Source organism: Cellvibrio sp. pealriver (assembly GCF_001183545.1).
Lineage (GTDB): Bacteria > Pseudomonadota > Gammaproteobacteria > Pseudomonadales > Cellvibrionaceae > Cellvibrio.
The window spans coordinates 2,900,895-2,925,673 of the sequence record NZ_KQ236688.1 but is presented as its reverse complement, the minus strand read 5'-3'; the positions used below and the strand labels follow the sequence as shown (position 1 = coordinate 2,925,673).

The following is a 24,779-nucleotide window of genomic DNA, read 5'->3' as shown; positions in this document are numbered from 1 at the left end:
ATTTAAACACAGAGCTTGGCGGATACCAATCTGGCGACAGTAAAAGCGCCCAAATTCCGGTTTTTGGCAGAGCAGCCAGAAACAATCACTAGAGGTTTTTTAATGAAAGATGTTTTTGACCTGAGCGCACAAGTGCCGATCCAAATGAACGGCATGCGCTTCGACCAGATCGCCTCGGAGTTGTTCCCCGACTTCTCGCGCTCACGTTTGCAAAGCTGGATCAAAGATGGCCAGTTGAAAGTGGACGGCCGTATCGCCAAACCCAAAGATAAACTGATCGGCGGCGAACTGCTGGAATTAAAAGCCGAGCTGGAAGCCCAGGGCGAATGGGAGCCGGAGGAGATATCGCTGGATATCGTCCATGAAGATGACGATTTAATTGTCATTAATAAGCAGGCCGGATTAGTGGTACATCCGGCGGCGGGTAATTACACCGGTACGCTGGTTAACGCCCTGATCAACCATATTCCCGGTTTGGTGAACTTGCCCCGCGCGGGCATTGTGCATCGCCTTGATAAAGAAACAACGGGTTTGATGGTGATCGCCAAAACACTGGAGGCGCACACTGATTTGGTAGAGCAATTGGCCGACCGTACCGTAAGCCGCGAATACGAGGCGGTTGCGGTGGGTGCCATGACCGGCGGCGGAACAGTCGATGCGCCTATGGGCCGTCATCCGCTCCAACGTAAACTCATGGCGGTGCTTAAGGCGGGCGGCAAGCGCGCGGTGACGCACTACCGTGTCGCAAAACGCTACCCGAGCCACACCCATATCCGCGTCAAACTGGAAACGGGGCGCACCCATCAAATCCGTGTGCACATGGCGCATATCGGTCACCCGCTGGTGGGCGACCAAACTTATGGCAGCCGTTTCAAAATCCCCAAAGGTGCCAATCAACATTTGATCGATACCTTGAAAAACTTCCCGCGTCAGGCGCTGCATGCATTCAAGCTGGGTCTGGAGCATCCGGGCACAGGCGAATACACCGAGTGGACCGCGCCATTGCCGGACGATTTCAAAAACCTGCTCGATGCACTCAACACAGGCTATACCCTTGTCGATGACTAGTAGCCCTGATGGCATAACGCCCGACTGGCCAGCACCTGCCAATGTGCGCGCCTTTATCACAACCCGTGCGGGCGGTGTGAGCCCGTCGCCCTACGCCAGTAATAATGTCGGTTTGCATGTGGGTGATGATCCACTGCTGGTGGAAAAAAATCGCGCGCAGTTGTGTACGCAGCTGGGCTTGGAAAAAACACCGCAGTGGCTGGAGCAAGTGCACGGCGTAAGCGTTGTAGATGCCGCAGCAGATGGTTTGGTGCGCACGGCCGATGGCAGTTACAGCAACCAGCGCGGGCAAGCGTGTCTGGTGATGACGGCAGATTGTTTGCCCATTTTATTGTGCGATAAACAAGGCACCCAAGTGGCGGCGCTGCATTGCGGTTGGCGCAGTCTGGCAAAGGGAATTTGCGCCATAGGCATCCAGAAATTCAACGCTGCACCGCAGGATATTATGGCTTACCTCGGTCCTGCGATTTCCCAGCCGAATTTTGAAGTCGGCATCGATGTGCTCGAAGCGTTTTTTAACACCGCGCGCAATCCACTTCACGCCGAGCAGATTGCTGCTGCGTTCAGCCCCGCCCATCGCCCGCTGCATTTTTTTGCCGATATTTACGCGCTGGCGCGTGCCGAGTTAACGGCGTTGGGCGTTAGTGATGTCTACGGCGGCGGTTATTGCACCTACGCTGATAGTGCGCGTTTTTATTCTTACCGGCGCGATAAAACCACCGGCCGCATGGCGAGTTTGGTGTGGGTTGAATAATTTTCTGTAACGTGAATCCAGCCGCGTCCAATTGGTATCTAACCCTGAGTGAGCCTGATCACCACTAACGAATGAGTTGAAGTTATTCCATGTCAAAACATCCATTCAAAATCGAAATCTGTGTTGAAGGTATTGATGGCCTGGTGGCCGCGCAACAAGCGGGTGCAGACAGGGTTGAGCTTTGTGCCAGTTTGCTTGAGGGCGGATTAACCCCGAGCATGGGGGTGATCCGCGAAGCCTTGCGTGTAGCGACTATTCCGTTTCACGTGATTGTCCGGCCGCGCGGTGGTGATTTTCTGTATTCCGAACTCGAATTTCGCAGCATGCTTGAGGATGTCATTGCATTGCGGGAAATAGGTGTTGCCGGCGTGGTGATCGGCTGCCTTACGCCAGAAGGTGCTATCGATGAGGTGCGCACTAAAGCCTTGGTTGAGGCGGCGCGACCTATGACAGTCACCTGTCACCGCGCGTTTGATATGACACGCGATTATCGCGAAGCACTTGAGGCCTTGATTCGCACTGGTGTTGATCGCGTGCTAACGTCCGGCCAACGCGACACTGCCGTAGAGGGTAGCGATATTCTCAAGGAGGTAGTCGCACTCGCGGATGGCCGAATTATTATCATGGGTTGCGGTGCACTTGATGTTGATACTATCGCGCAGGTGCGGCGTGCAACGGGCGTTGATGAAATGCATTTTGCAGCACTGAAAACCATCAAAAGCCGTATGGAATTTCGCAACCCGCATGTCGGCATGGGCGGAACTGCACTTGAGCGTGAATATGAAATTACGTTGACCGATGCTGATGCAGTGCGCGCAACCATTGCTGCCGCGCGGGCGGCCAACTAGTTATTGTTTTTATCCTACACACAACAAGGAATCATTATGGATCTCGACCAAATTGAAAAACTGAATGACCTGAAACAAAAGGGCTTGATCAGTGAAGAGGAATACCAGCAAGCCAAAGAGCGCATTTTGGGGGCGCAAACGCAGCGCGCTGCACAGCCAGATACCCAGCTCCAACCGCATACGATTATGCAAACCAATAATTATGACTATGCGATGGTGATGCACCTCACCCAGTTTTGTTCCTGGTTGTTTCCCTTTCTGGGCATTATCGTCCCGCTCATTATGTGGCAATCCAAAAAAGACGATCCCTATGTCAATGAGCAGGGCAAGGTGGTCATGAACTGGATATTCAGTTCGGTTATTTACGTCGTGGTCGCCATTATTTTGTGTTTTGTTTTGATTGGTATTCCACTGCTTGTGTTGCTGTTTATCTGCTCTATCGTGTTCACCATTATGGGGGCTATGGATGCGAACAAAGGGATCATTAAAAACTACCCTATGGCGATCAAGTTTTTTGATGTGAGCGAAACGCCGCGCCCATCCGTGGCACAAAATTGATTTAAAACAATTTCCCGCCTATTTTTTATTGGATAGATCAAGCAGGTGCCTGCGCCTGCTTGAAATCACCCCGCTAGCCCCCACGTCTGCTTCAACCGAGTAATCACTCATCGCTTGAGGTAATCCATGCGTATCGACCGTTTAACCAACTCATTGCAAATTGCGCTGTCCGATGCCCAATCCATCGCACTGGGACAGGATCACAACCAGCTTGACCCCGGCCATTTGCTGCTTGCCATGATCGACCAAAAAGGCGCGGCCAGTGTGCGCTTGTTGCTCAGCCAGGCAGGTTTTGATGTGGCTGGTTTGCGCACTTCGCTCAATGAATATCTGGAAAATTTACCGCAAATCAAAAACCCGACTGGCGAGGTGACCATGTCACCGGAAATGGTGCGCCTGTTGAATCTTGCTGACCGCCATGCACAAAAAGTCGGTGATAAATTTGTCTCCAGCGATTCAGTATTGATTGTACTGATGACGGAATCGCAAGGCGCGGTTGCCGAGTTGTTGAAAAAGCACGGCAACGCACAACGTCTGCAGCAAGCGATCCAAAAAGTGCGCGGCGGTGAAAATGTGGATGATGCGGATTCCGAAGGCAACCGTCAGGCGCTGGAAAAATACACTGTGGATTTAACCGCGCGCGCCGAAGCGGGCAAGCTTGACCCGGTGATTGGCCGCGATGACGAAATCCGCCGCACGATTCAAGTGTTGCAGCGCCGCAGCAAAAATAATCCGGTATTAATTGGTGAGCCGGGCGTAGGTAAAACCGCGATTGTAGAAGGTCTTGCACAGCGCATCGTCAACGGCGAAGTGCCCGAAGGTTTAAAAGATAAACGTTTGTTGTCGCTCGATTTAGGTGGCCTGCTCGCCGGTGCAAAATTCCGTGGCGAATTTGAAGAGCGCTTGAAATCCGTGATTAACGAACTGAGCAAACAAGAAGGCCGCATTATTTTATTTATCGACGAATTGCATACCATGGTCGGTGCCGGTAAAGGCGAAGGCGCAATGGATGCGGGCAATATGCTCAAGCCGGCGTTATCGCGCGGCGAATTGCACTGCGTGGGCGCAACCACGCTTGATGAATATCGCAAATACATTGAGAAAGATGCGGCACTTGAGCGCCGCTTCCAAAAAGTATTGGTGGATGAACCCAGCGAAGAAGACACCATCGCCATTTTGCGCGGTTTGAAAGAGCGCTACGAAGTTCACCACGGTGTGGATATTACCGACTCGGCGATTATTGCCGCGGCAAAATTATCGCAGCGCTACATTACGGATCGCCAATTGCCCGACAAAGCAATTGATTTGATCGATGAAGCGGCCAGTCGTATCCGTATGGAAATTGATTCCAAACCGGAGGAGATGGATCGTTTGGAGCGCCGTTTGATCCAATTAAAAATCGAGCGCGAAGCGGTTAAAAAAGACGAAGACGAGGCAAGCAAAAAACGTCTCGCAAAAATTGATTTTGATATCGATAAAGTAGAGCGCGAATACGGTGATCTTGAAGAGATCTGGCGCGCCGAAAAAGCAGCGCTGCAAGGTTCCCATGAAATCAAAAGCCAATTGGAACAGGCGCGTTTTGAGTTGGAAGAAAAACGCCGCAAAGGCGATTTGGCGCGCATGAGCGAATTGCAATACGGCATTATTCCGCAGTTAGAAAAACAGCTGGATATGGCCAGCCAGGCTGAAATGATGGAAATGAAACTGCTGCGCAATAAAGTTACCGACGAGGAAATTGCAGAGGTGGTTTCCAAATGGACCGGTATCCCGGTATCCAAAATGTTGGAAGGCGAGCGCGAAAAATTATTGCGTATGGAAGAGTCGCTGCACAAACGTGTAATTGGTCAGCACGAAGCTGTTGTTGCCGTCGCCAACGCGGTGCGCCGTTCGCGTGCGGGTCTGAGTGATGCCAATCGCCCCAACGGGTCATTTTTATTTTTAGGGCCAACCGGTGTGGGTAAAACCGAGTTATGTAAATCGCTCGCGGAATTTTTATTTGATACCACCGATGCGATGGTGCGCATCGATATGTCGGAATTTATGGAGAAGCATTCTGTTGCGCGTTTAATTGGCGCGCCGCCGGGCTATGTTGGTTACGAAGAAGGTGGTTATTTGACGGAGACGGTGCGCCGCAAACCTTATTCTGTTGTGTTGTTAGATGAAGTGGAAAAAGCGCACCCGGATGTATTCAATATTTTGTTGCAAGTGTTGGACGATGGACGCTTGACTGATGGCCAGGGGCGCACGGTGGATTTCCGCAATACCGTGATTGTGATGACGTCGAATTTAGGTTCGGATCGCATTCAGGAATTAGCGGAAGACAAATCATTTGATACCGTAAGTTTCGATAGCTTTGTGACCGATGATTTGAACAATTCGCTCAACAATGAAAACCGCTACAACGCGATGAAAGATGCGGTGATGGAAGTGGTTGGTAGTCACTTCCGCCCGGAATTTATTAACCGTATCGACGAGGTTGTGGTGTTTCATCCGCTCGGGCGCGAACAAATTCGTGGCATCGCTGATATTCAGTTGGAGCTGCTGCGCAAACGTTTGGCTGAGCGCGAACTGAGTTTGGAATTGGACGATGATGTGATGAATAAACTGGCGAGCGTCGGGTTTGATCCTGTGTACGGTGCGCGCCCGTTAAAACGTGCCATCCAGCAGCTGATTGAAAACCCGCTGGCGCAGGATATTCTCAGCGGAAAATTCCTGCCTGGCTCGATTATCCATGGCCGCTTGATGGGCGAGAAAATCGTGTTTGATCCCAAGCGATTGAATTAAACATCTGCCATAAGAATGTGTGACCTTCGCAATCCGATAAAACGCCGTCAGCAGTGACGGCGTTTTTTTATGTCTATTTATTAAGCGGTGATAGTTGATAAGCGGTTTCCGGTGATGGTACAAACACGGGCTCAGCAGCACGAATAAAATTAACCATAAAAAAGCATGGAGTTGTTATGTTTCAACGGAAATTGTCAGTGACCGCACTGGTCGTCTTGGCCTTTTGCGCCCTGCCGGTACGGGCAGATTCATCGGCGCAGCAATTTATCCATATCCACCAACAGCAAAGTAATCCATCCGGTCAAATCCAGACCAAAACCATCCCCATGCCTGCGGGTGGTGCCGTCAGTGTTGATAACCTCAGCGGGCAATTGCAGGTCAATTCAGTTGATCCCAAGCAGTCGCAGCGCTGGTTGGTGCGGTTGAAAGACCAGCCGTTACAGCCTTATCTCAAGCAGCAGCGCGAAAAGCTCGCGCCCTCTGGCAAATTGTCGCGCAGTGCGCAACAGCAGCTTGCCAAATCATCACAAACACAACTGCAGCGCGTGCAAAAAAGCCAGAATCAGGTGCTGGGCGAATTGCGCAAACAAAAGTTAATGCAAAAAGTCCACGGCCAATTTACCCAGCTGACCAACACCCTGAGTATCACCGCAACGGCAGACAGCATTGAGCAGATCCGTCGCTTGCCGCAGGTGGCAGCGGTTTATCCGGATAATCGGGTGGAGGCTTTCCTCGCCGAGAGCGTGGATATCACCAAGGCTCCGCAGCTATGGTCAATGCGCGATGGACAATCGCGATCCATCACCGGGCAAGGAATAACCGTGGCGGTGTTGGATACCGGCATCGACTATACCCATCCTGATCTGGGTGGCTGTATAGGTGCCGGTTGCAAGGTGGCGGGTGGCCACAACTTTGTGGAGGGTGAGGATGCGAGTAATCCCATCGATAAACACGGTCATGGAACCCATGTGGCGGGAATTATTGCTGCCAAAGGCACGCTCACCGGCGTTGCACCGGATGTCACCCTTTATGCGTACAAAGTGTTGAGCGATCAGGGCTGGGGCATGGACAGCAGCATTATTGCAGCAATCGAAAAATCCGTAGATCCCGATGGCAATCCACTTACGGATGACCAGATCGATATCATCAATATGAGTCTTGGCGGCGGTGGTGCGCCGGATTCGCCGTTGTCGGAGGCGGCCAATAATGCGATGGCGGCGGGCGTTGTCGTGATTGTGGCGGCGGGCAATAGCGGCAGTTATTCCACTATTGGCTCGCCCGGTAATGCGGGGCAGGTACTGACGGTAGGAGCTAGTGACAATAACGGCGCTATCGCCGGGTTCAGTTCGCGCGGGCCAGTGATCGGCAAAACCTATATCAAACCTGAGTTGGTTGCACCGGGGGTGGATATCAACTCTGCCAAACCCGGCGGCAGCTATGTGCGTCTAAGCGGCACCAGTATGGCGACTCCTCATGTCGCAGGTGGCGCGGCGCTGTTGAAGCAGTTGTATCCCAGCCTCACACCTGCTGAGCTGAAAGCCCTGTTGGTCAATACCAGTCGTGATCTCGGGAAGGATGTGTTTACCCAAGGGGCGGGCATGATGGACTTGGCGCAAGCCGCCAGTGCCAGCCTGCTGGTGACACCATCGCTCTTGTCGGCCGGGTCAGTTGATCTTGAGCAAGCCAACTGGTCTGCTGCGGTGCCTTTCACATTGAAAAACATCGCCACTGCGCCGGTCACTGTCAGCCTGAATGCGCCCGCAACCATGCCCACTGGTGCCAGTGCTGCGCTGAATCCGGGATCGCTCTCATTGGCAGCCGGTGAGTCTGCTACAGCAACGCTCAATCTTGCGGTCGATACCCAAACTTTGCCCTTTGCGGATAGCGTCACCCTGCATCATGAAGTAGTAGGTAACATTCGTTATGGCAGTAGCGAGGTGCGCCTGCCATTGGTATTCGCCAAGGCGGCTCGCTTGAATGTTGAATTTGATGCGCCACCCTACATGGTGCATGTGCTGAATGCCGATGGCAGCTTTGGTGGGGTGGAGTATTTCAATAGTTGTACGGATATCCCCAAGGATTTCGGGTTTGATCTCAAACCGGGTACTTACCATTTGTCGGTGACTTTCTATAACCCGGATTGCTTTATCGATGCGCTGGTTTTTAAAGAAAACATCGCGTTGCAGGATAAAACCAGCGTCAAACTGGAGCGCGCCAGTGCCGTACATGAAGTGGCCGTGGGCACCCTGACCGGCAGTGACGGCAGCGCACTTGCTTTGGATACACTGACAACACTCAGCCAGCAATTGGAGTGGCGGTTTACCGATGTCGCTCAGGGAAGCCTGCTGTTTTTAAGCTCGGGTACCAAGCGGATTGTGTGGCTTTCCGATGTGTCGGATAAGATCCAGATCAATGTGACCGCCTACATCGCCCGGCGCGAAACCAGCCCCGGTGTTACCGGCGACTATTACTTATTGCATGACTCCTACACCGGAGTGTCGTCTTCCCGCTATCTCGATCTTGATGTGCGCAGCGCAGGCGGGGTGGATTTCACCTATGCCGACCGGGATATTCTGGCGCAGGGGGTCAAGTTTGCCCAAGGCTTGAGCCAAATGCGTTCAAGTTTCGATTTCGTCGCTTTTGGCACGTCCTGGACGCGAAATACCGTTTACAGCCAGCCATTATCCGCCAGGGTTTATGCGGATATTTCGACTTTAGAGAAAGGTGAATGGTACCCGACCTTGGGTGTAGATCAGGTGAGCGATGATCCTTTTGCCTGGAATCTGCAGTTGATGAACACCGGCACACTCGCCTTTTTGGATGCCAGCTCGTTTACCAAATTACGCGGTGTGTTCAGCACGCCCGATGCAACCAACTATCGCAGCAAACATCGCGAATTGCGCGTAACGGATAGTGCTCACTTTGCTGCGCCAGCATTTTACTTCAGTCGCCCCGCCAATGAATTAAAAGTGCAGAGTATGTCGGAGCCCTACTGGTGGGGTGGTAATTACACCGTCCAGCGCGACCTTCAACAGAACAACTTTTTCGATTCCATGGTCTATCGGTTGTTCTGCAATGGCACGCAGACCAGCAGCTCGGAAACCAATGGTGGTAATTTCAACCTTCCGTTAGGTAGTGACAATTGCAGCGCGCTGGCATTGGAGCTGGATCAACCCATGCGCTTTCTGGGCAATGCCAGCACCTCCCATTTGCGGCTTGAGCTCGATGTGACCCGCTTTCCCGGAAGTGAAACCTATCTGTTAAAAGAATTCCCCGAGCAGTTGCAGTTTTTCAGCGATGGCACTGCGAGCCGGGTATTGAACGGTAGCGATCTGCAGGTGCAGCTCGATATGCTCAGCATGACCAATGAAGCGGCGGGCAGCAGTGAAATGCCAGTGATGGAGTACCAATTGGCAGGCTCAAGCGACTGGGTGCCAGTGGCATTGACGAAGGCTGGAGCGCGCTATGTGGGCAAATTGCCGGTCTTGTCAGGGTCGCTAAAAACCTCGTTGCGCATCACCCTTGTAGACGCGGATAAGAGCGTGAAACTGGTGCAGACACTGACGGATATTATCGTGCTTGGCCAAGATGCCTCCGCTGCTGTTATCACCCCGCCGAGCTTTGCGGCATTGCCTTCTTTGGCTGTAGAAGCGTCTGCCGTGCTAACGCCTTACAGTTTGCCTGCGGTGTTTGCAACGGACGAGCGTGATGGCCAGATCGCCGCTACCACGACAAATCTGGGGCCTTATGTGATCGGTAACCATCTTATCCGCTGGCAGGCGACCAACTCGTCCGGTAAAACTGCCACCGGCTTCCAATCGCTGGACGTGCGCGATACTACTGCGCCTGTAATCCAGGTGCCTGCCAATATCACCGTAGAGGCTACGGGAACACTGACGGATATTCCCCAGCCCCAAGTGACGGCTTATGACGCTGTTGATGGTGAAATTACCGCGTGGACAATGGATTGGAAATCCTTCCCGGTTGGCACCAGTCAGGTGATCTGGAATGCCAGCGACTCGCGCTACAATCTGGCGTATGTCACCCAAACCATTACGGTAAAAGCGGCAGGTGCTGCGAGTAGTGCTGCCAGCAGTAAAGCGCCCATCAGTAGTGGTGGGGGCGGTTCAGGCGGTGGGGGTGGCGGTGGCTCGACAAGCCTATGGCTGTTGTTGTTATCGGCAGGACTGCTTGCAGTGCGATTTTATCCACGCACAAAACGAATAGCGGATCACCGGAACAACAGTCGTGGGAGCTAAGTAGCAGATGCGCTAAACCCGGACACTAATAAAAACGGCCACAAATCAGTGGCCGTTTTTGTTGGCGGTTGGACAATTACTTACTCGCAGGCTTGCTCGATGACCTTTTGAGCTTCAATACGCTGCTGCTTTTTATCTTCTTCTGTCATGGGAACCATAATGCCATCTGCATTTTGTATTCTCAGGCGGGCAACCGTATTCAGTATTTCCAGATTTTCTCTTGCGGCCGCGCATCGTTCAGGGTCTTTAAGCGATTGCTGCGCGCCAGACTGTGCTGCCGGTTGCTGCTCGGCGGCAGGCTTGGGTTGGGAGGCTGCAATTTGTTCTGGTGTTGGCTCGCTGTGACCCGTGCGGGTTTTCACTAGCGTTGCCTGTACATCTTTTGGCGGACGTTCGCCATAATGGACTACGCCATTTTTATCTTTCCATGTGTAGACCTTGGCAGCTATGGCGCTCTGGCTAAGCGCGAGTGCTGCCATACAGAATCCGATCAAACGTAAGTACTTCATAGTTTTGCCTTTTTGCGAATGCATCTCCGCCAACTATAGACCTAATGTGCCATCGGCGAAACCGGTGCGCCAAAATCTGTGAGCGAGCGCAAAATGCGCTCAGTGGTTAAAAAATGACACAAATGGCGCTTAATTTCTTGACTTTGTTGCGTATCTTGGGAAAATTGCTGCTCCGCTAGATGGCTCGCAGTTGCCCCTAAGCTTGGGCGTTTCACTGCTTCCCGCCAAGTCACCCTCTTGGCGACCCATCTAATGGCGATGCTCCTACCAGAGCGTCACCGTGGAAAGCCGTTGTTTACCTGCACGGTTTTCACTGATCCGATCCTGACCTTGCCGGGTTTTGATCGTGGATCATTCACGGCGTTGGCCTGCCCTAAGTGCCTGCGCTTTCCTGTGTGATGTTTGCCCTGTGTAATAGTTGCCATCGGCCTTTTTCATATTGCGGCAAAGACGCACGCGCATTATTTGCGATCCATATCCTAAAAGGGGAATTATTGTGGAAATGCTTTCCGGCGGAGATATGCTCATCCGCGCCCTGAAAGACGAAGGTGTTGAGTACCTGTTCGGCTATCCAGGCGGCGCTGCCCTGCATATTTACGATGCCATCTTTCGTCAAAACGACGTTAAACACATTCTCGTTCGCCACGAACAAGCCGCGACTCACGCAGCCGATGCTTATTCGCGCTCAACCGGTAAAGTCGGTTCGGTGCTGGTGACTTCAGGCCCCGGTGCAACCAACGCCATTACTGGTATTGCAACGGCTTACATGGATTCAATTCCGATGGTGGTGATTTCCGGTCAGGTGATGAGCCACCTGATTGGTGAAGACGCTTTCCAGGAAACCGATATGGTGGGGATCTCCCGTCCGATCGTGAAGCACAGCTTCATGGTCAAACACGCCAGTGAAATCCCGGAAATCGTTAAAAAGGCCTACTACATTGCTGCGACTGGTCGCCCTGGCCCTGTGGTTATCGACGTGCCTAAAGACGTGACGAGCCCGCTCTATACCTTCCCGTACGAATATCCCGAGAAGGTAAAAATGCGTTCCTACAACCCGGCAACGCGCGGTCACTCTGGTCAGATTAAAAAAGCAGTGCAATTGCTGCTTGGTGCCAAGCGCCCGATGATCTACACCGGTGGCGGCGTAGTGCAGGGCAATGCATCGCATTTGCTCAAAGAGTTGGTGGACTTGTTGAATTATCCAGTGACCAACACCCTTATGGGCTTGGGCGCTTATCCGGGCACCGGCAAAAACTTCCTCGGCATGTTGGGTATGCATGGCACTTACGAAGCCAACACCGCTATGCATCACAGCGATGTGATTCTGGCTGTGGGCGCACGCTTTGATGACCGTGTAACCAACGCGGTTAGCAAGTTCTGCCCCAACGCAAAAATTATCCACATTGATATCGACCCTGCATCGATTTCAAAAACCGTGGTTGCCGATGTACCTATCGTTGGTGCAGTGGATAGCGTACTCACCGAAATGCTCGCGCTGATCAAAGAGAGCAGCGAAAAGCCGGATGCCGATGCGCTCAAAACCTGGTGGGAACAAATCAATGAGTGGCGCGAGCGTCACAGCATCTACACCAAAAATCGTTTCGATACGTCAGGCGATAAAATCAAACCGCAAGAAGTGATTCAGGCGATTTGGGAAGTGACCAAAGGCGATGCTTATGTAACGTCTGACGTAGGTCAGCACCAAATGTTTGCTGCACAATACTATCGCTTTGACAAGCCGCGCCGTTGGATTAACTCCGGTGGTCTCGGCACTATGGGCTTTGGTTTGCCTGCAGCGATGGGTGTACAAGTGGCGCACCGCGATGCAACCGTTGTATGCGTGACCGGTGAAGGTTCGATCCAAATGTGTATTCAGGAATTATCCTGCTGTACGCAATATCACTTGCCGGTAAAAATTATTTGCTTGAACAACCAGGCGCTTGGCATGGTTCGCCAATGGCAAGACATGCAGTACTCCGGCCGCTACGCCGAAAGTTTGTATGAAGATTCGCTGCCGGATTTCGTCAAGCTTGCTGAAGCTTACGGCCATGTAGGCATGCGTGTAACCAAACGCGAAGAGCTGAAACAAAAATTGGAAGAGTGTTTTGCGCTAAAAGATCGCGTGGTGTTTATGGACATCATGGTGGATCAATCCGAACACGTTTATCCAATGCAGGTTGCGCAACAATCCATGCGCGATATGTTCCTGAGCAAAACGGAGCGCACATAAAATGAGAAGAATTATTTCTGTTCTCCTGGAAAACGCTCCTGGTGCACTTTCGCGTGTGGTTGGTTTGTTTTCACAGCGCGGTTACAACATTGAGTCACTCACGGTCGCACCAACGGAAGATCCAACGCTGTCGCGTTTAACGCTGACAACAATTGGCGATGATCACAAAATCGAGCAAATCACCAAACACCTCAATAAATTAATTGATGTGGTAAAACTGGTGGACTTGACCGAAGGTTCGCACATTGAGCGCGAACTTATGCTGATCAAAGTCAAAGCATCTGGCGCGCAAAGGGCGGAGGTTAAACGCTGCGTAGATATTTTCCGCGGTCAAATCGTGGATGTCACCAGCACGCTTTACACCATCCAAATCACCGGCGCGAGCGACAAGCTCGACGCGTTTTTACAAGCAGTCGGTGATGCAGCGATTATCGAAGTCGTACGCACCGGTGTGTGTGGAATTTCACGCGGTGAGAAAGTGTTGAGTTTGTAAGTTGCTGCGTTGATACTCGGAAGGCCGATAGCTGTGAAGTTATCGGCCTTTTTTATGGGTCTAGGAGGGTTAAAGAATGGCTGAGGTTACAGTCGGCGAACTAGCGAAATCGATAGGCGCGCCAGTGGAGCGTTTGCTAAAGCAAATGCACGAAGCCGGTTTGGAGCACGAAGGTGCCGAAGCGAAAGTTTCAGATGATGAGAAGCAGCGCCTGCTAAATTTTTTAAAGAGCAGTCATGAAAAATCTGCATCGGATCCTAAAAAAATTAACTTACAGCGTAAGACAACTACCACCATCAAGTCCCCGAAAGGGAATGCTCGAAAAGTACATGATGTTGAGGTTCGCAAAAAAAGAACCTATATAAAGCGTGAAGATGAGAATGTGGATTCTGGGTCTTCTGCAATTAGCGATGAAATAAATAATGAAATCAGCTTATCTGATTATGCGGAGGTTTTGGATAAGCATACGCTTGGTGATCAGTCCGTTGAGGCTGGCTCGAATGTTGAAAGCAGATTGAGCGTTGATAACTCTCGATTAGGTTCAGATTCTGATGAGATTTCAAAGAGTGGTATGAGTACAGCAAGTGTAGAAGAACCATCCGATCAAATTGAAATTCAGTCGGGAATCAACAATGTCCTTGATGACAAGGGGTTGACTTTAGAGCGCTTAAATTTTGAGGCCACCGGTAGATCTCACCCTGAGATTCCTGCAAAGGAAGATAAACTCAATCGTCAGAAACTGGTTAATGCGCTGGCAGTTAATTTAGTTAGCCCAACGAACAACCATCATCGCGCTATCGGATTGCTCGGTGAGTGGGGGTCAGGTAAATCCACAGTACTGGATTTATTAAAACAACGTCTACAAGAATCAAATTCTGAACAGCCGTTTATCTTCGGTGAGTTCAATGCTTGGGCTTATGAACATACCGACAACATTCAGGCAGGTGTTGCGCAGGAGATGATAAATGCACTTACTGGCAGCCCTGATGTTCTTCAACCGCTATATGCCCCGACAGCCAGCTTTTTTGAAAAGCTTAAAACGATTCTATCTTCTGATCTGCGTAAAATATTTGCTGCAATACTCAATGCAATTCCGGTGTCTTCTAATATGTCGTTGCGCTGGCTTAGTGAAAGATGCGTACTAACACTCAGGTTTGCTTATAAAGTACATCCGGTCGAGCTGCTAAAAATACTGTTGTTGTTGTTGGTTGCTGCAATGCCCTGGTTTTCAGATTGGTTTCATGGGCTAATTGAGTTTTCAGAATCGGCTAGCAATAAAAGCAGTTGGATATGGACTGGCGGAGTAGTCCTTTATACGTTGCGCGAATTTGGCAAATTGATCATTAGCCCTCAAGCCAAAGAACTGTTGACCTATTTGCGCTTACCGAGCTATGCCGAGCATTTGGGTACCATACCGGTTATGCGAAAACACATTTGCACGCTGTGCAACTTGCGCCTGAAGCAAAAAAATGGAAAAACTCCCCGGCTATTATTTTTAGTGGATGATCTTGATCGTTGTAGTCCTTCGGCAATTGTTAAGGTGTTGGAGGCCGTTCGTCTAGTCTTGGATTTAGATAATGTAATTGTAATTATCGCTATAGATCAGCATATAGCTTTGGCGGCACTGTCCGAGCACTTTAAAGATTTTTCACCCCACCATAAATTAAAAAATAGTCATGCGATAGCGCGCGAATATTTATCTAAAGTGATTAATCTGCCAATTGTTTTGACTAAACCCAGTGGGGATGACGTACGAGTGTTTATGGGGTCATTCTGGGAAGAAATGAATAAAACAGTTGAAAAGGAAATCAATGACAGTAACCCCCAGTTGGAAACGGCGGATACAACTGATGTTTCTGAGAGTAGTGGTGTAAGTGCTGCAGGTGGTGGTCGGCTTGATGAGGGGAGTATAACGCAGCATGCCTCAACGGTGGGCGATAAAGTTCCAGGTACTCTGGCTACTGATACGGTTGATATCGACGATAGTCTGCACTCAAATGCGGAGGCTGAGCTCCCGCCCATGATGAAACCTGTAAAAGCACTTTCAAAAGATCAGCAGGAATCCTTTATTCACTGGGTAAATTATTTCGAGCTGTCGAATTCTCGGCAGTTAAAGCGGTTAAACAATAGTTATGATTTGATGCGTAGCTATGTGCCGTTGATGGATAGAGATGTTTCGGAATTTGAATTTGCAGATTCCTCTGTTTCAAAAGTTTACCCAATGTTATTAACGTTAATACTGATGGAATATCTAAATAGTCTGCATGATCTCGAAGAGCGTAATCAATTATGGGGACGGTTGTTCGGAGAATCGGCCGCATCACTTGGTGAGAGTGTTGGAAATAAGCTAGTTAGTACAGCGTTCATTAAAGCCTATCGTAGTTTGTTGGCCGCTGAGGGTAATCAGTCTTTGGTGGCCAATGTGGAAGCCTTTGTATTGCCAGCAATGACCTAATCAGAAAGTTGAACTGCGAGTGCAGTTCAGTGTTTTTAGTGCAAAAAATTTCCCGTCTAAAATAATTGCCGTCCATCACAAATTGATTAGTTCATTCAGTTGCGTAGCGTTATATTTTGTAACCTCGGTAGATTACTCCTCTATCAACCAGCTCTCTCATTAAGGTTTGTTTATGAAATACATTGCCACTCTTGGTTTTTTAAGTGTGCTAGCCGTTACGGGCTGCGGTCAATCTTCCAAAGAGGAGGAACAAGTAAGTGATGTTGTTGAGGAGGTGCAAGAGGTTCCATCTGGCGAGCCAATTACCTTGCACGCACGTTTGGATTTTATGGATGCATTGGCGTCACCCTCAATTAATGCCAGTCGCAAGCTTAATGCATCTATTTACTTGGCAACCGATGTGGTGCGTGAAGGCAGTGGAGATAGTGCTTTATATTCACTGGATAGCGAAGAGACCCGTGTTCAAGGTGCTGTAGTTGCTTCGGGGCAAATGGATTTTAATCAGGATGAGGTCTCTACCAATGAAACCTACAATATGCAGGCACAGTGGAGTTCGATTACTAATAACCCCGATGGAAAATACCGCATCAATTTGCCGGATGTTTCCTACATTGGTGATGGATTGCGAGTGGGTATTGAAGTGGAAGTCCCTATGACTGGAACCAAAAAAGCGACCATTAGCAGCAATGGCCAGACTTTGGAGGGGGATGTCACTCATGCGCGTTCGATGTTTTGCTCGACGCAATCGCCGGAAAAAGATATTTGCGCGCTCACTTTTACCATTGACGCATTACCGACTAAAGCAAAAGAGTCTGTGTATGAAAGCCTGCTTGAAGGTGCAAAAGCGGCATACGCCTATCAAGGTAAGCAAGACGCTAATGGCGGTTTGATTATGTACTCGGGTATGGTGCCTGTGTACGGTGCAACAACTCAGTATCAGAATGGCCATTTTGTTACGCAGATAAATGAGAAATACAGTGTTAAGTTAGATGGTTCCGATATCAGCCAGCATATTCAACTGACAGTGTGGTCTACTAAGCGCGGCGATAGCTGGCAGCCAAACGATTTACCTCCACTGCAAACACCTGAACAGTTGCAGTAAAAGCAACAACGAGTTTTATTAGCCATGCGCGACTTTATTTTAAATTGCAATATTTTTGAAATTGCTGGTGTTGGTCTCGCTTTTTTCGGTGGGATTTATTTGTTGTTTGGCGCGCTGAGTGTGATGCTCACCCAACAGCTGCTGCCGCGTGTGCATATAGGCATCAAGCTTGATCCACGTCCACTGGGTGAGGGGCAGTTGCGGCGAGAGCTGTTGTTGTCTGCCAGTTCGATTGGGATTTTTGGAGTGGGGATGATTTTCCCTTGGGGATTGCTGCAACTGGGTTGGGCGGAGTTGGCGGAGAATCCTTCTGGGTTACAAATCCTGCTGGAAATTTTTGTGTTGGTTATCTGGAATGAAATCCATTTTTATATCAACCATTGGTTGCTGCACACACGTTGGTTGCGCCGTTTTCACTTGCCGCATCATCGCTCGGTAGTGACCACTCCCTGGTCTACTTATGCGTTTCATCCGGTTGAAGCTTTGATGTTGGGCAACGTGATTCTGCTGCCCATGTTAGTGCATGATTTTAGTGTTTATGCGCTTTTTTCTGTGCCTTTGTTTAGTTTGCTGTTCAATAGTATTGGTCATTCCAATTTTGATTTTAATCCGCGCTCGCCGCGCGTGATTTTTAACGGTGCGCGCCGCCACCATTTGCATCATGCCTGTTTTAATGGCAACTACGGTTTTATGTTTCCGTTTATGGATTGGATTTTTAAAACCGCTTTGCCTGCCGATGCTGCCGACAAACAAATTAACCGCTGGCGTGTGCGCTAAATAAGATGCGTAACTGGCGCGATTGGCAGAGCATTGCCTATTTGCTGCTGTTGCCATCATTAGTGGTGTGGCAATGGCAGCAGGGATTCAGTTGGCCGCTGTATTTGCTGGAATTATTTTTAACGCTGGGTGTGGGGGTGATTCACCATAACCATATTCACTTGCGTATCTGGACTTCACGCCGGTTAAATCGCCTGACGGATTTATGGCTCACGCTCTTGCAGGGGCATCCCACCTTTGTGTTTTATCCCTCCCATATTGGCAACCACCATCGCTACCAACATGGCGAGCAGGATCTGGCTCGCACCTATCGTTTTAATACACCCGGTGCGCGCGGCGACACTAATCATTTACTGGGTTATTTGTTGCATCCGCTGCAGGCGATTTCGGTGCTCTATCCAGAATTTTTCGCTTACTTAAAGCGCCGTTATCAATTCCAACGTGCGTATTTTTATTATTGTGTGTTGCAGTATTTTCTTGTTGTTGGGTTATGGATTGCGCTGGCGTGGATTGATTGGGAAAAATGGCTGGTGCTGGTCTTAATTCCGCAATTGCATGGGCTGCATTGGTTGTTGGCGACTAACTATTTGCAGCACGCACATGCCGATGGTTCAGGCAATAATTTACAGTTTGCGCGCAATTTTTATGGTTTGCTTAACCCCTTGTTATTTAATATCGGATTGCATACTGCGCACCACCAACACCCGCGTGCCCATTGGTCGCAGTTGCCGGAATTACACCAACAGTATGCAACACAAGTTCATCCTGCGTTGCAGGAAAACAGTTTACTGCGTTATATGTTGCGCACTTATTTATTGGCGTTGCTGCACCCGCGCTGGCGCAGTCGTTCGCTTCACAACAAGGACTAGCTTATGCCTACCCGTTTTAATCGTGTTTACATTCAATCAGCGGGCTATCACCTACCGGGTGAACCTGTTGATAATCAGGCGATGGATGATTTTATTGCACCGCTCAATCGCATTTCATTGCGCATCAAAAATAAAATTTTGGCAGAAAATGGTATTCAAACTCGCCATTACGCAATTGATAAAAATGGCGAGACAGTGACGTCGCATACGCAGCTTGCGGCCAATGCTATTCACGATTGTTTGGCGCGCGCCAATACGAGCCTGAGTGATGTAAGTTTGCTCGCGGTAGGTTCATCGGGCAGTGATGCACTAATCCCCGGTTTTGCGGCCATGGTGCAAGGTGAGTTGGGTGCGCCGCCGATGGAAACCTTATCGAGCCTTGGGGTCTGCGCTGCGGGTATTTCCGCATTAAATTACGCAGCGCAATCCGTGGAGCTGGGTGCGCATCAACAAGCCTTGGTGGCGACAGCGGAAATGCCCTCGCGCATTTTTAAAAAAAGCCGCTTTGCACCGCGCGGCTACAGCAGTGATTTTGATGCGCACTTTTTGCGTTGGATGTTATCTGATGGAGCTGGCGCAGTGTTGCTTACCGATATTCCGCAAGCAAAAAATGGTGTGCGCTTAAAAATAAACTGGATTCACCAAAAAAGTTTTGCCGGTGATTATCCGGTCTGCATGCAACTGGGTTTAACCGAAGATCGCAGCAAATCTTTCTTGGATTTTCCGTCATCCAGTGAGGCAGAGGCAGCAGGTGCGTTGTCGCTGCGGCAAGATATTCGCCTGCTGCCGCATTTGTTTGATGTGAGCATTCACGAATATGTAAAGCTCGTCCACGATGGTTGGGTTACATCGAATGAGATTGATCATTTTCTTTGTCACTATTCATCGGCGCGTTTTATTCCAGTAGTAGAAGAATTGCTGGCAAAGGCGGGCTTAACCATTCCGCGCGAGCGTTGGTACAGCAACTTAACCACGCGCGGCAATACCGGCTCCGCCTCGATTTTTATTATGCTGGCTGAATTTCTCGACACCCATCAGGTTAAACCGGGCGAAAAAATATTCTGTTTTATTCCTGAGTCGGGGCGTATGACGGCGGCTTATATGTTGATTGAGGTTGAAGAAGCTAATGCGCCTTTGGTTGCCAACCCTGCTCCCGCAATTAGATTGACAGCCTCAGAAAAAACCGAACTACCAGCTATTGCAGCACCTCACGATCCACAATCTGCGCCGCAACATTTGCAAAGTTTATTAACAACCCTTGCAGGTATTTGGCATGACTACCGCTCGCAAGTCTGGCGCAGCCCGGTGATTCACAAATTAGTGAGCAATGAATTTACGCTGGAGGATTATCGCAGCTGGACTGCACAGTGGGTGCCGCAGGTGCGCGAGGGCAGTAAATGGATGCGCGAAGCCGTGGCATCGCTCACCGGTAGCTATGCTGATCTTGCTGCATTAATTGAAACTCATGCGGGCGAAGAGCAAAACGATTTTAAAATTTTGTATGAGGATTATTGCGCGGCAGGTGGAACTGAACCGTTGGATAATTTACGCCGCAATCCCGGTGGCGAAGCCTTGAACAGCTATTTGCATTCGCTTGCCGCGACAGCCAATCCCATTGGCTTATTAGGTGCGATCTATATCATTGAAGGCACTGGTCAGCGTATCGTGCCTGCGCTCTTGCCCTTGCTGCGCAAACAAGTGGATTTACCGGCAAGTGCATTTCGCTTTTTGGAGTATCACGGAGCGAATGACGAACATCATCTCGCGCGTTGGTTGGCGGCGGTTGAACTGGTGATGGCGATTGATCCTAAGGCGGCAAGTGCGATTATCGCTGCGGCCAAACGCACGGCTCAACTGTATCTTATGCAGTTCGAACATATTCTGGAGTCATAACAGATGGATAAGGTAGAAAAAACAGAACAGTTACCCGAGTTTTTGCAAACAGAATTCGATCCGCGCGACCCTAATCCGTGGCTTGCGCTGTATTTGGATCAAAGCACACCCCTGCCGGATCATGTTAAGCAGGCTTGGCTTACTGACTCGGCATCACCATCGCGCCAATTTCTATTGCCCTTTGTGCGCCCCATTGCGCGCACGCTGATTGTGTTAATCCAAGTTGTTAAAGTGGTGGTGCCGCGCAAGTGGGCGGCCTCCAAATTCTTGCACTGGATTCTCGCTACTGGCTTGAAATATTGCGTGCGCCCCGAGGCTAACTGGTTGGTGTTGCGTCACTTTCATATGGGCGCACAGATACTGGAATTTATTGCGGCTAATTCACCGGTGAAAGTTGAAACATCACCTTTGAAACCAATAACTCTGGATGATTTGAAGGACGAATTATTTTTAAAACACGATTTAAATTTATTTAACTTCGTGATTCGTCTGGGCAAAGCCCTGCGCGACGCCGATAAAAAACTGCTGCCGGTTGCGCAGCCAGATTTCAGTATGATCAAAGAACCGGAGGTGACACTGGAAGCCATGCCGCGCGGCAGGTTAAATGGCATCGACCTGCAAACGGCTATCGAAATGTTCACGCCGACTTATCAATTATTTTTAACCGATAACGACTTCTGGCGCGCCTCCAACTCGCTGCAATTGGATGAAACCATCGGTTTGTATGTGGCGACTATTTTAAATTCGCCACAACACTTAGTGCTGCTGAATAACAAGCACCCCCTAGTTCCAATGAGTACCCTGCGCGCGGGTTATCGTTTGGTGTTGCATGGGTTATCAACGGAAATGTTACATGCAATGCTGATGGAGCTGAAAAAACAGCAAGGTTTTACTTCCACTCAACAATAACATATGAAAAGTATCTCAATAGATTTCTCCCAACCATCGCACATAGTTGCGCCCCAGTTAATAGGTGCGCACTTTTTTGTAAATGGTGTTGGCGGTGTAATTGTTGAAGTGGAGGCTTATGATCAATCCGAGCCTGCATCACATACTTTCTCTGGGCCGAGTGTGCGCAATATGGCTATGTTTGGTGCGCCGGGTTGCGCCTATGTTTATCGCTCTTATGGCATTCATTGGTGTTTGAATTTTGTGTGCGCGCCGGAAGGGCATGGTGCAGGTGTTTTAATTCGTGCGATACAGCCCACACAGGGTTTGGACGTTATGCGCGAGCGGCGCGGTGTTGATGCGGAAAAATTGCTATGTTCAGGGCCAGGGCGAGTGGGGCAGGCATTGGAAATTGTTCATACGTTTAATGGGCGCTCGCTCACACAAAAACCTTTTCACTTATCGCCTGCAATGACACCCATTGATGTGGTGGCTGGCCCGCGCATCGGAATTTCCAAAGCGATGGATTTGCCTTGGCGTTTTGGCTTGGCCGGCTCGCCTTTTCTGAGCAAACCCTTTCGGTAAATATCTAACGATTCGGTTCGCGCAGTTGGCTCCAAAACGCCTTCACAATCGGACTTTTCAAACGTTTTTCCATCACACAAATGCCCGTGTCATAAGGGCCGAGGTCTGGTTGCGGATCAAAACGTTTTACTTTATCGGCAAGTGGGCTGTTATCGACAACGATTTGCGGCGCAACCCCCACACCGAATCCCAAACTCACCATACTCACAATCGCCTCGTTACCTTTTACCTCGGCATAAATATTCGGTTTGATGCCGAGTGAATCGAACCAAATATTTAAGCGCTCCCTTGCCAAGCCTTCTTCCGGAATGATCACCGGAATTTCATCCCATTCTTTGTCTTGCCAATCTTCATTATTAGCAGTGATAAAAATCAGCGGCGAGCTGTTGATGGGCTTAAAGCTGATGCCTGCAGGCAATTTGTCGGGTTTGGCGGCGATGGCGATATCTTCATCACCCGCCAAAATTCGCTCGATGGATTGCGCTGGATCGCCGGTGTGGAGTTTGATTGCAATGCCTGGGTGCTTGACACGGAACTCGGTAAGGATTTCATAGAGGAAGCTATAGCTAGCGGTGACTGAGCAGTAGATGCTGAGTTGGCCGCGCAGTTGGTCGGCTTGCGCCAGCAGCGATTCCTGATACGTCTCCCACTGCTGGATCACTTCTTTGGCAAACCTTAAAAATTGTTCGCCTTCGTGGGTGAGTATCACCGAGCGGTTGTCACGCACGAACAGGCTCACACCTAAATCGTCTTCCAGTTGCTTGATATTGCGGCTAAGTGTGGAAGGAGAAACGTGGCTGCTATTGGCGGCGCGGCCAAAGTGCAGGCTGTTGGCGAGATTGCAAAACAGGCGAAGTTTGGTGATATCCATAAAGCGAGTAATAACTGTGTTTCATAAAATGAAATATTGAATTGCGAATATATCATTTTACGCGATGCAGGTGTTTCTCTACACTGGCCGCCTTTTATCCAAGTCGCCTTGTGATTTTCTACTCTCAGGCGGTAATCATCCCAACAGGAGTCTGTTATGCACGTTTATTACGATAAAGATGCTGATCTTTCTATCATCCAAGGCAAAAAAGTAGCCATCATCGGTTACGGTTCACAAGGCCATGCTCACGCCTGCAACCTGAAAGATTCAGGTGTTGATGTGGTAGTTGGTCTGCGCACTGGTTCTGCGACTGTAAGAAAAGCAGAAGCTCATGGCTTGAAAGTGACTGACGTTGCTACTGCAGTTAAATCTGCAGACGTGGTGATGATCCTGACTCCGGACGAGTTCCAATCAAAACTCTATAAGGAAGAGATCGAGCCAAACATCAAGCAAGGCGCTACTTTGGCCTTCGCTCATGGTTTTGCGATCCACTACAACCAAGTCGTTCCACGCAAAGATTTGGATGTGATCATGATCGCTCCAAAAGCGCCGGGCCACACTGTGCGTTCTGAATTCGTACGTGGCGGCGGCGTACCTGATCTGATCGCGGTATTCCAAAACGCATCAGGTAAAGCGAAAGATACTGCTCTGTCTTACGCATCAGGCGTAGGTGGCGGCCGTACCGGTATTATCGAAACTACCTTCAAAGACGAAACTGAAACTGACTTGTTCGGTGAGCAAGCTGTATTGTGCGGCGGTGCTGTTGAGTTGGTAAAAATGGGCTTTGAAACTCTGGTTGAAGCAGGCTACGAGCCAGAAATGGCTTACTTCGAATGCTTGCACGAATTGAAGTTGATTGTTGACCTGATGTTCGAAGGCGGTATCGCCAACATGAACTACTCAATCTCTAACAACGCTGAATACGGCGAGTACGTGACTGGCCCTAAAGTGATCAATGAAGAGTCGCGCAAAGCTATGCGTCAGGCATTGAAAGACATCCAAACTGGTGAATACGCGAAGAAATTCATCCTGGAAGGTCAAACCAACTATTCATCAATGACTGCTGCCCGTCGCAACAATGCTGCGCACGGTATTGAAGTGGTTGGTGCCAAGTTGCGTGCGATGATGCCTTGGATCCAAGCTAACAAAATCGTTGACCAAACCAAGAACTAATTGAGTTTTGGCTCCGACAAAAAACGCGGCTCAGGCCGCGTTTTTTGTTTCTGACTGTGTAAAATGACGCTCCCTTAATCGGAGTGATAAGTATGAATCAGCAGGATAACGAACCGTCCAAGCAGGATCCCGTTGATCATGAGGGGCCTCTGCCTTTTGGTGATCTGGTGGAAGAGGTGTCGGAGGGTGGTAAAAAAGTGCGTCATCGAGGTGTGTATCTCCTGCCTAACCTATTTACAACCGGGGCACTTTTCGGTGGTTTCTATGCCATCGTCTCTGCCATGAATGGCAATTTTACCCATGCGGCAATCGCCATATTTGTCTCCATGCTGCTGGATGGGATGGATGGCCGTGTTGCGCGCATGACTAACACCCAAAGCGCATTTGGTGAGCAGTACGATAGTCTTGCCGACATGGTTTCATTTGGTGTTGCACCTGCGTTGGTCGTATTCAGTTGGGTATTGCAGGATTTGGGGCGTTGGGGCTGGGCTGCCGCATTTATCTACATGGCGTGTGCGGCTTTACGGTTGGCTCGGTTTAACACCCAGATCGGTGTTGTCGATAAAAAATATTTTATTGGCTTGGCGAGTCCGGCGGCCGCCTCGGTTGTGGCTGGCATGGTGTGGGTCTGGTCCTCTGTGGTCCCCCAATCCCCCTGGGGTG

19 protein-coding genes (1 of these 19 only partly in view) are annotated in these 24,779 nt (G+C 49.9%); 17 read left to right on the top strand and 2 right to left on the bottom strand.

Annotated elements, in window-relative coordinates:
- Window positions 1-102: 102 nt before the first annotated feature.
- The 6 genes from rluD to VC28_RS12610 all read left to right on the top strand — a co-directional run bounded on the left by rluD (window position 103) and on the right by VC28_RS12610 (window position 10,271).
- On the top strand, window positions 103-1,068 hold the full coding sequence (gene rluD / locus VC28_RS12635) for a 23S rRNA pseudouridine(1911/1915/1917) synthase RluD (RefSeq protein ID WP_049630956.1): 966 nt from the start codon (window positions 103-105) through the stop codon (window positions 1,066-1,068).
- Window positions 1,061-1,822, top strand: a complete 762-nt coding sequence (pgeF, locus tag VC28_RS12630) for a peptidoglycan editing factor PgeF (RefSeq protein WP_049630955.1) — start codon at window positions 1,061-1,063, stop codon at window positions 1,820-1,822. The genes rluD and pgeF overlap by 8 nt, the downstream gene beginning before the upstream one ends.
- A gap of 89 nt (window positions 1,823-1,911) precedes the next feature.
- Entirely contained in the window at window positions 1,912-2,670 is a 759-nt protein-coding gene (locus VC28_RS12625) for a copper homeostasis protein CutC (RefSeq protein WP_049630954.1), read from the top strand.
- Window positions 2,671-2,706: 36 nt separating this feature from the next.
- Window positions 2,707-3,228, top strand: a complete 522-nt coding sequence (locus VC28_RS12620; RefSeq protein ID WP_049630953.1) for a magnetosome magnetite crystal formation protein family — start codon at window positions 2,707-2,709, stop codon at window positions 3,226-3,228.
- A gap of 126 nt (window positions 3,229-3,354) precedes the next feature.
- Window positions 3,355-6,012, top strand: coding sequence for an ATP-dependent chaperone ClpB (clpB, locus tag VC28_RS12615; RefSeq protein ID WP_049630952.1), 2,658 nt, complete (start codon window positions 3,355-3,357; stop codon window positions 6,010-6,012).
- 176 nt (window positions 6,013-6,188) lie between these two features.
- Entirely contained in the window at window positions 6,189-10,271 is a 4,083-nt protein-coding gene (locus tag VC28_RS12610; RefSeq protein WP_049630951.1) for a S8 family serine peptidase, read from the top strand.
- A gap of 80 nt (window positions 10,272-10,351) precedes the next feature.
- On the opposite strand, the gene VC28_RS12605 is transcribed toward VC28_RS12610, so the two are convergent.
- Entirely contained in the window at window positions 10,352-10,780 is a 429-nt protein-coding gene (locus VC28_RS12605; RefSeq protein ID WP_197085525.1) for a DUF4124 domain-containing protein, read from the bottom strand.
- Window positions 10,781-11,276: 496 nt separating this feature from the next.
- Between VC28_RS12605 and VC28_RS12595 the strand changes: the two genes are divergently transcribed.
- The 9 genes from VC28_RS12595 (at window position 11,277) to VC28_RS12555 (ending at window position 22,072) form a co-directional block, all read left to right on the top strand.
- Window positions 11,277-13,010, top strand: coding sequence for an acetolactate synthase 3 large subunit (locus VC28_RS12595; protein ID WP_049630948.1), 1,734 nt, complete (start codon window positions 11,277-11,279; stop codon window positions 13,008-13,010).
- A 1-nt stretch (window position 13,011) separates the two neighbouring features.
- Window positions 13,012-13,503, top strand: a complete 492-nt coding sequence (ilvN, locus tag VC28_RS12590; RefSeq protein WP_049630947.1) for an acetolactate synthase small subunit — start codon at window positions 13,012-13,014, stop codon at window positions 13,501-13,503.
- Between the two features lie 76 nt (window positions 13,504-13,579).
- Entirely contained in the window at window positions 13,580-15,958 is a 2,379-nt protein-coding gene (locus tag VC28_RS12585) for a translation initiation factor IF-2 associated domain-containing protein (RefSeq protein ID WP_049630946.1), read from the top strand.
- Window positions 15,959-16,130: 172 nt separating this feature from the next.
- A complete protein-coding gene (locus tag VC28_RS12580) occupies window positions 16,131-17,060 on the top strand; it encodes a hypothetical protein (protein ID WP_049630945.1) in 930 nt (309 codons plus the stop codon).
- A 24-nt stretch (window positions 17,061-17,084) separates the two neighbouring features.
- Window positions 17,085-17,837, top strand: coding sequence for a sterol desaturase family protein (locus VC28_RS12575; RefSeq protein ID WP_049630944.1), 753 nt, complete (start codon window positions 17,085-17,087; stop codon window positions 17,835-17,837).
- A 5-nt stretch (window positions 17,838-17,842) separates the two neighbouring features.
- Window positions 17,843-18,706: a fatty acid desaturase family protein gene (locus tag VC28_RS12570; RefSeq protein ID WP_049630943.1), complete on the top strand. Its 864-nt coding sequence runs from the start codon at window positions 17,843-17,845 to the stop codon at window positions 18,704-18,706.
- Window positions 18,707-18,709: 3 nt separating this feature from the next.
- Window positions 18,710-20,599 carry a StlD/DarB family beta-ketosynthase gene (locus tag VC28_RS12565; RefSeq protein ID WP_049630942.1) on the top strand — a complete coding sequence of 630 codons (1,890 nt, stop codon included), beginning with the start codon at window positions 18,710-18,712 and terminating at the stop codon, window positions 20,597-20,599.
- A gap of 3 nt (window positions 20,600-20,602) precedes the next feature.
- Window positions 20,603-21,508, top strand: coding sequence for a DUF6999 family protein (locus VC28_RS12560; protein WP_049630941.1), 906 nt, complete (start codon window positions 20,603-20,605; stop codon window positions 21,506-21,508).
- 3 nt (window positions 21,509-21,511) lie between these two features.
- Window positions 21,512-22,072 (top strand): DNA-3-methyladenine glycosylase, encoded by a 561-nt coding sequence (locus VC28_RS12555; RefSeq protein WP_049630940.1) that lies wholly within the window; start codon window positions 21,512-21,514, stop codon window positions 22,070-22,072.
- 4 nt (window positions 22,073-22,076) lie between these two features.
- Here VC28_RS12555 and ilvY read toward each other — a convergent pair whose 3' ends face one another.
- Window positions 22,077-22,943, bottom strand: a complete 867-nt coding sequence (gene ilvY, locus VC28_RS12550) for an HTH-type transcriptional activator IlvY (protein WP_049630939.1) — start codon at window positions 22,941-22,943, stop codon at window positions 22,077-22,079.
- 156 nt (window positions 22,944-23,099) lie between these two features.
- Here ilvY and ilvC point away from each other — a divergent pair, with 156 nt between their 5' ends.
- Window positions 23,100-24,116 (top strand): ketol-acid reductoisomerase, encoded by a 1,017-nt coding sequence (ilvC, locus tag VC28_RS12545; RefSeq protein WP_049630938.1) that lies wholly within the window; start codon window positions 23,100-23,102, stop codon window positions 24,114-24,116.
- A gap of 92 nt (window positions 24,117-24,208) precedes the next feature.
- Window positions 24,209-24,779, top strand: partial view of a CDP-diacylglycerol--serine O-phosphatidyltransferase gene (pssA, locus tag VC28_RS12540; protein ID WP_049630937.1) — the 5' portion only. 260 nt of this gene lie beyond the right edge of the window; 571 of the gene's 831 nt are visible here — the first part of the coding sequence; the start codon lies at window positions 24,209-24,211; its stop codon lies beyond the right edge, outside the window.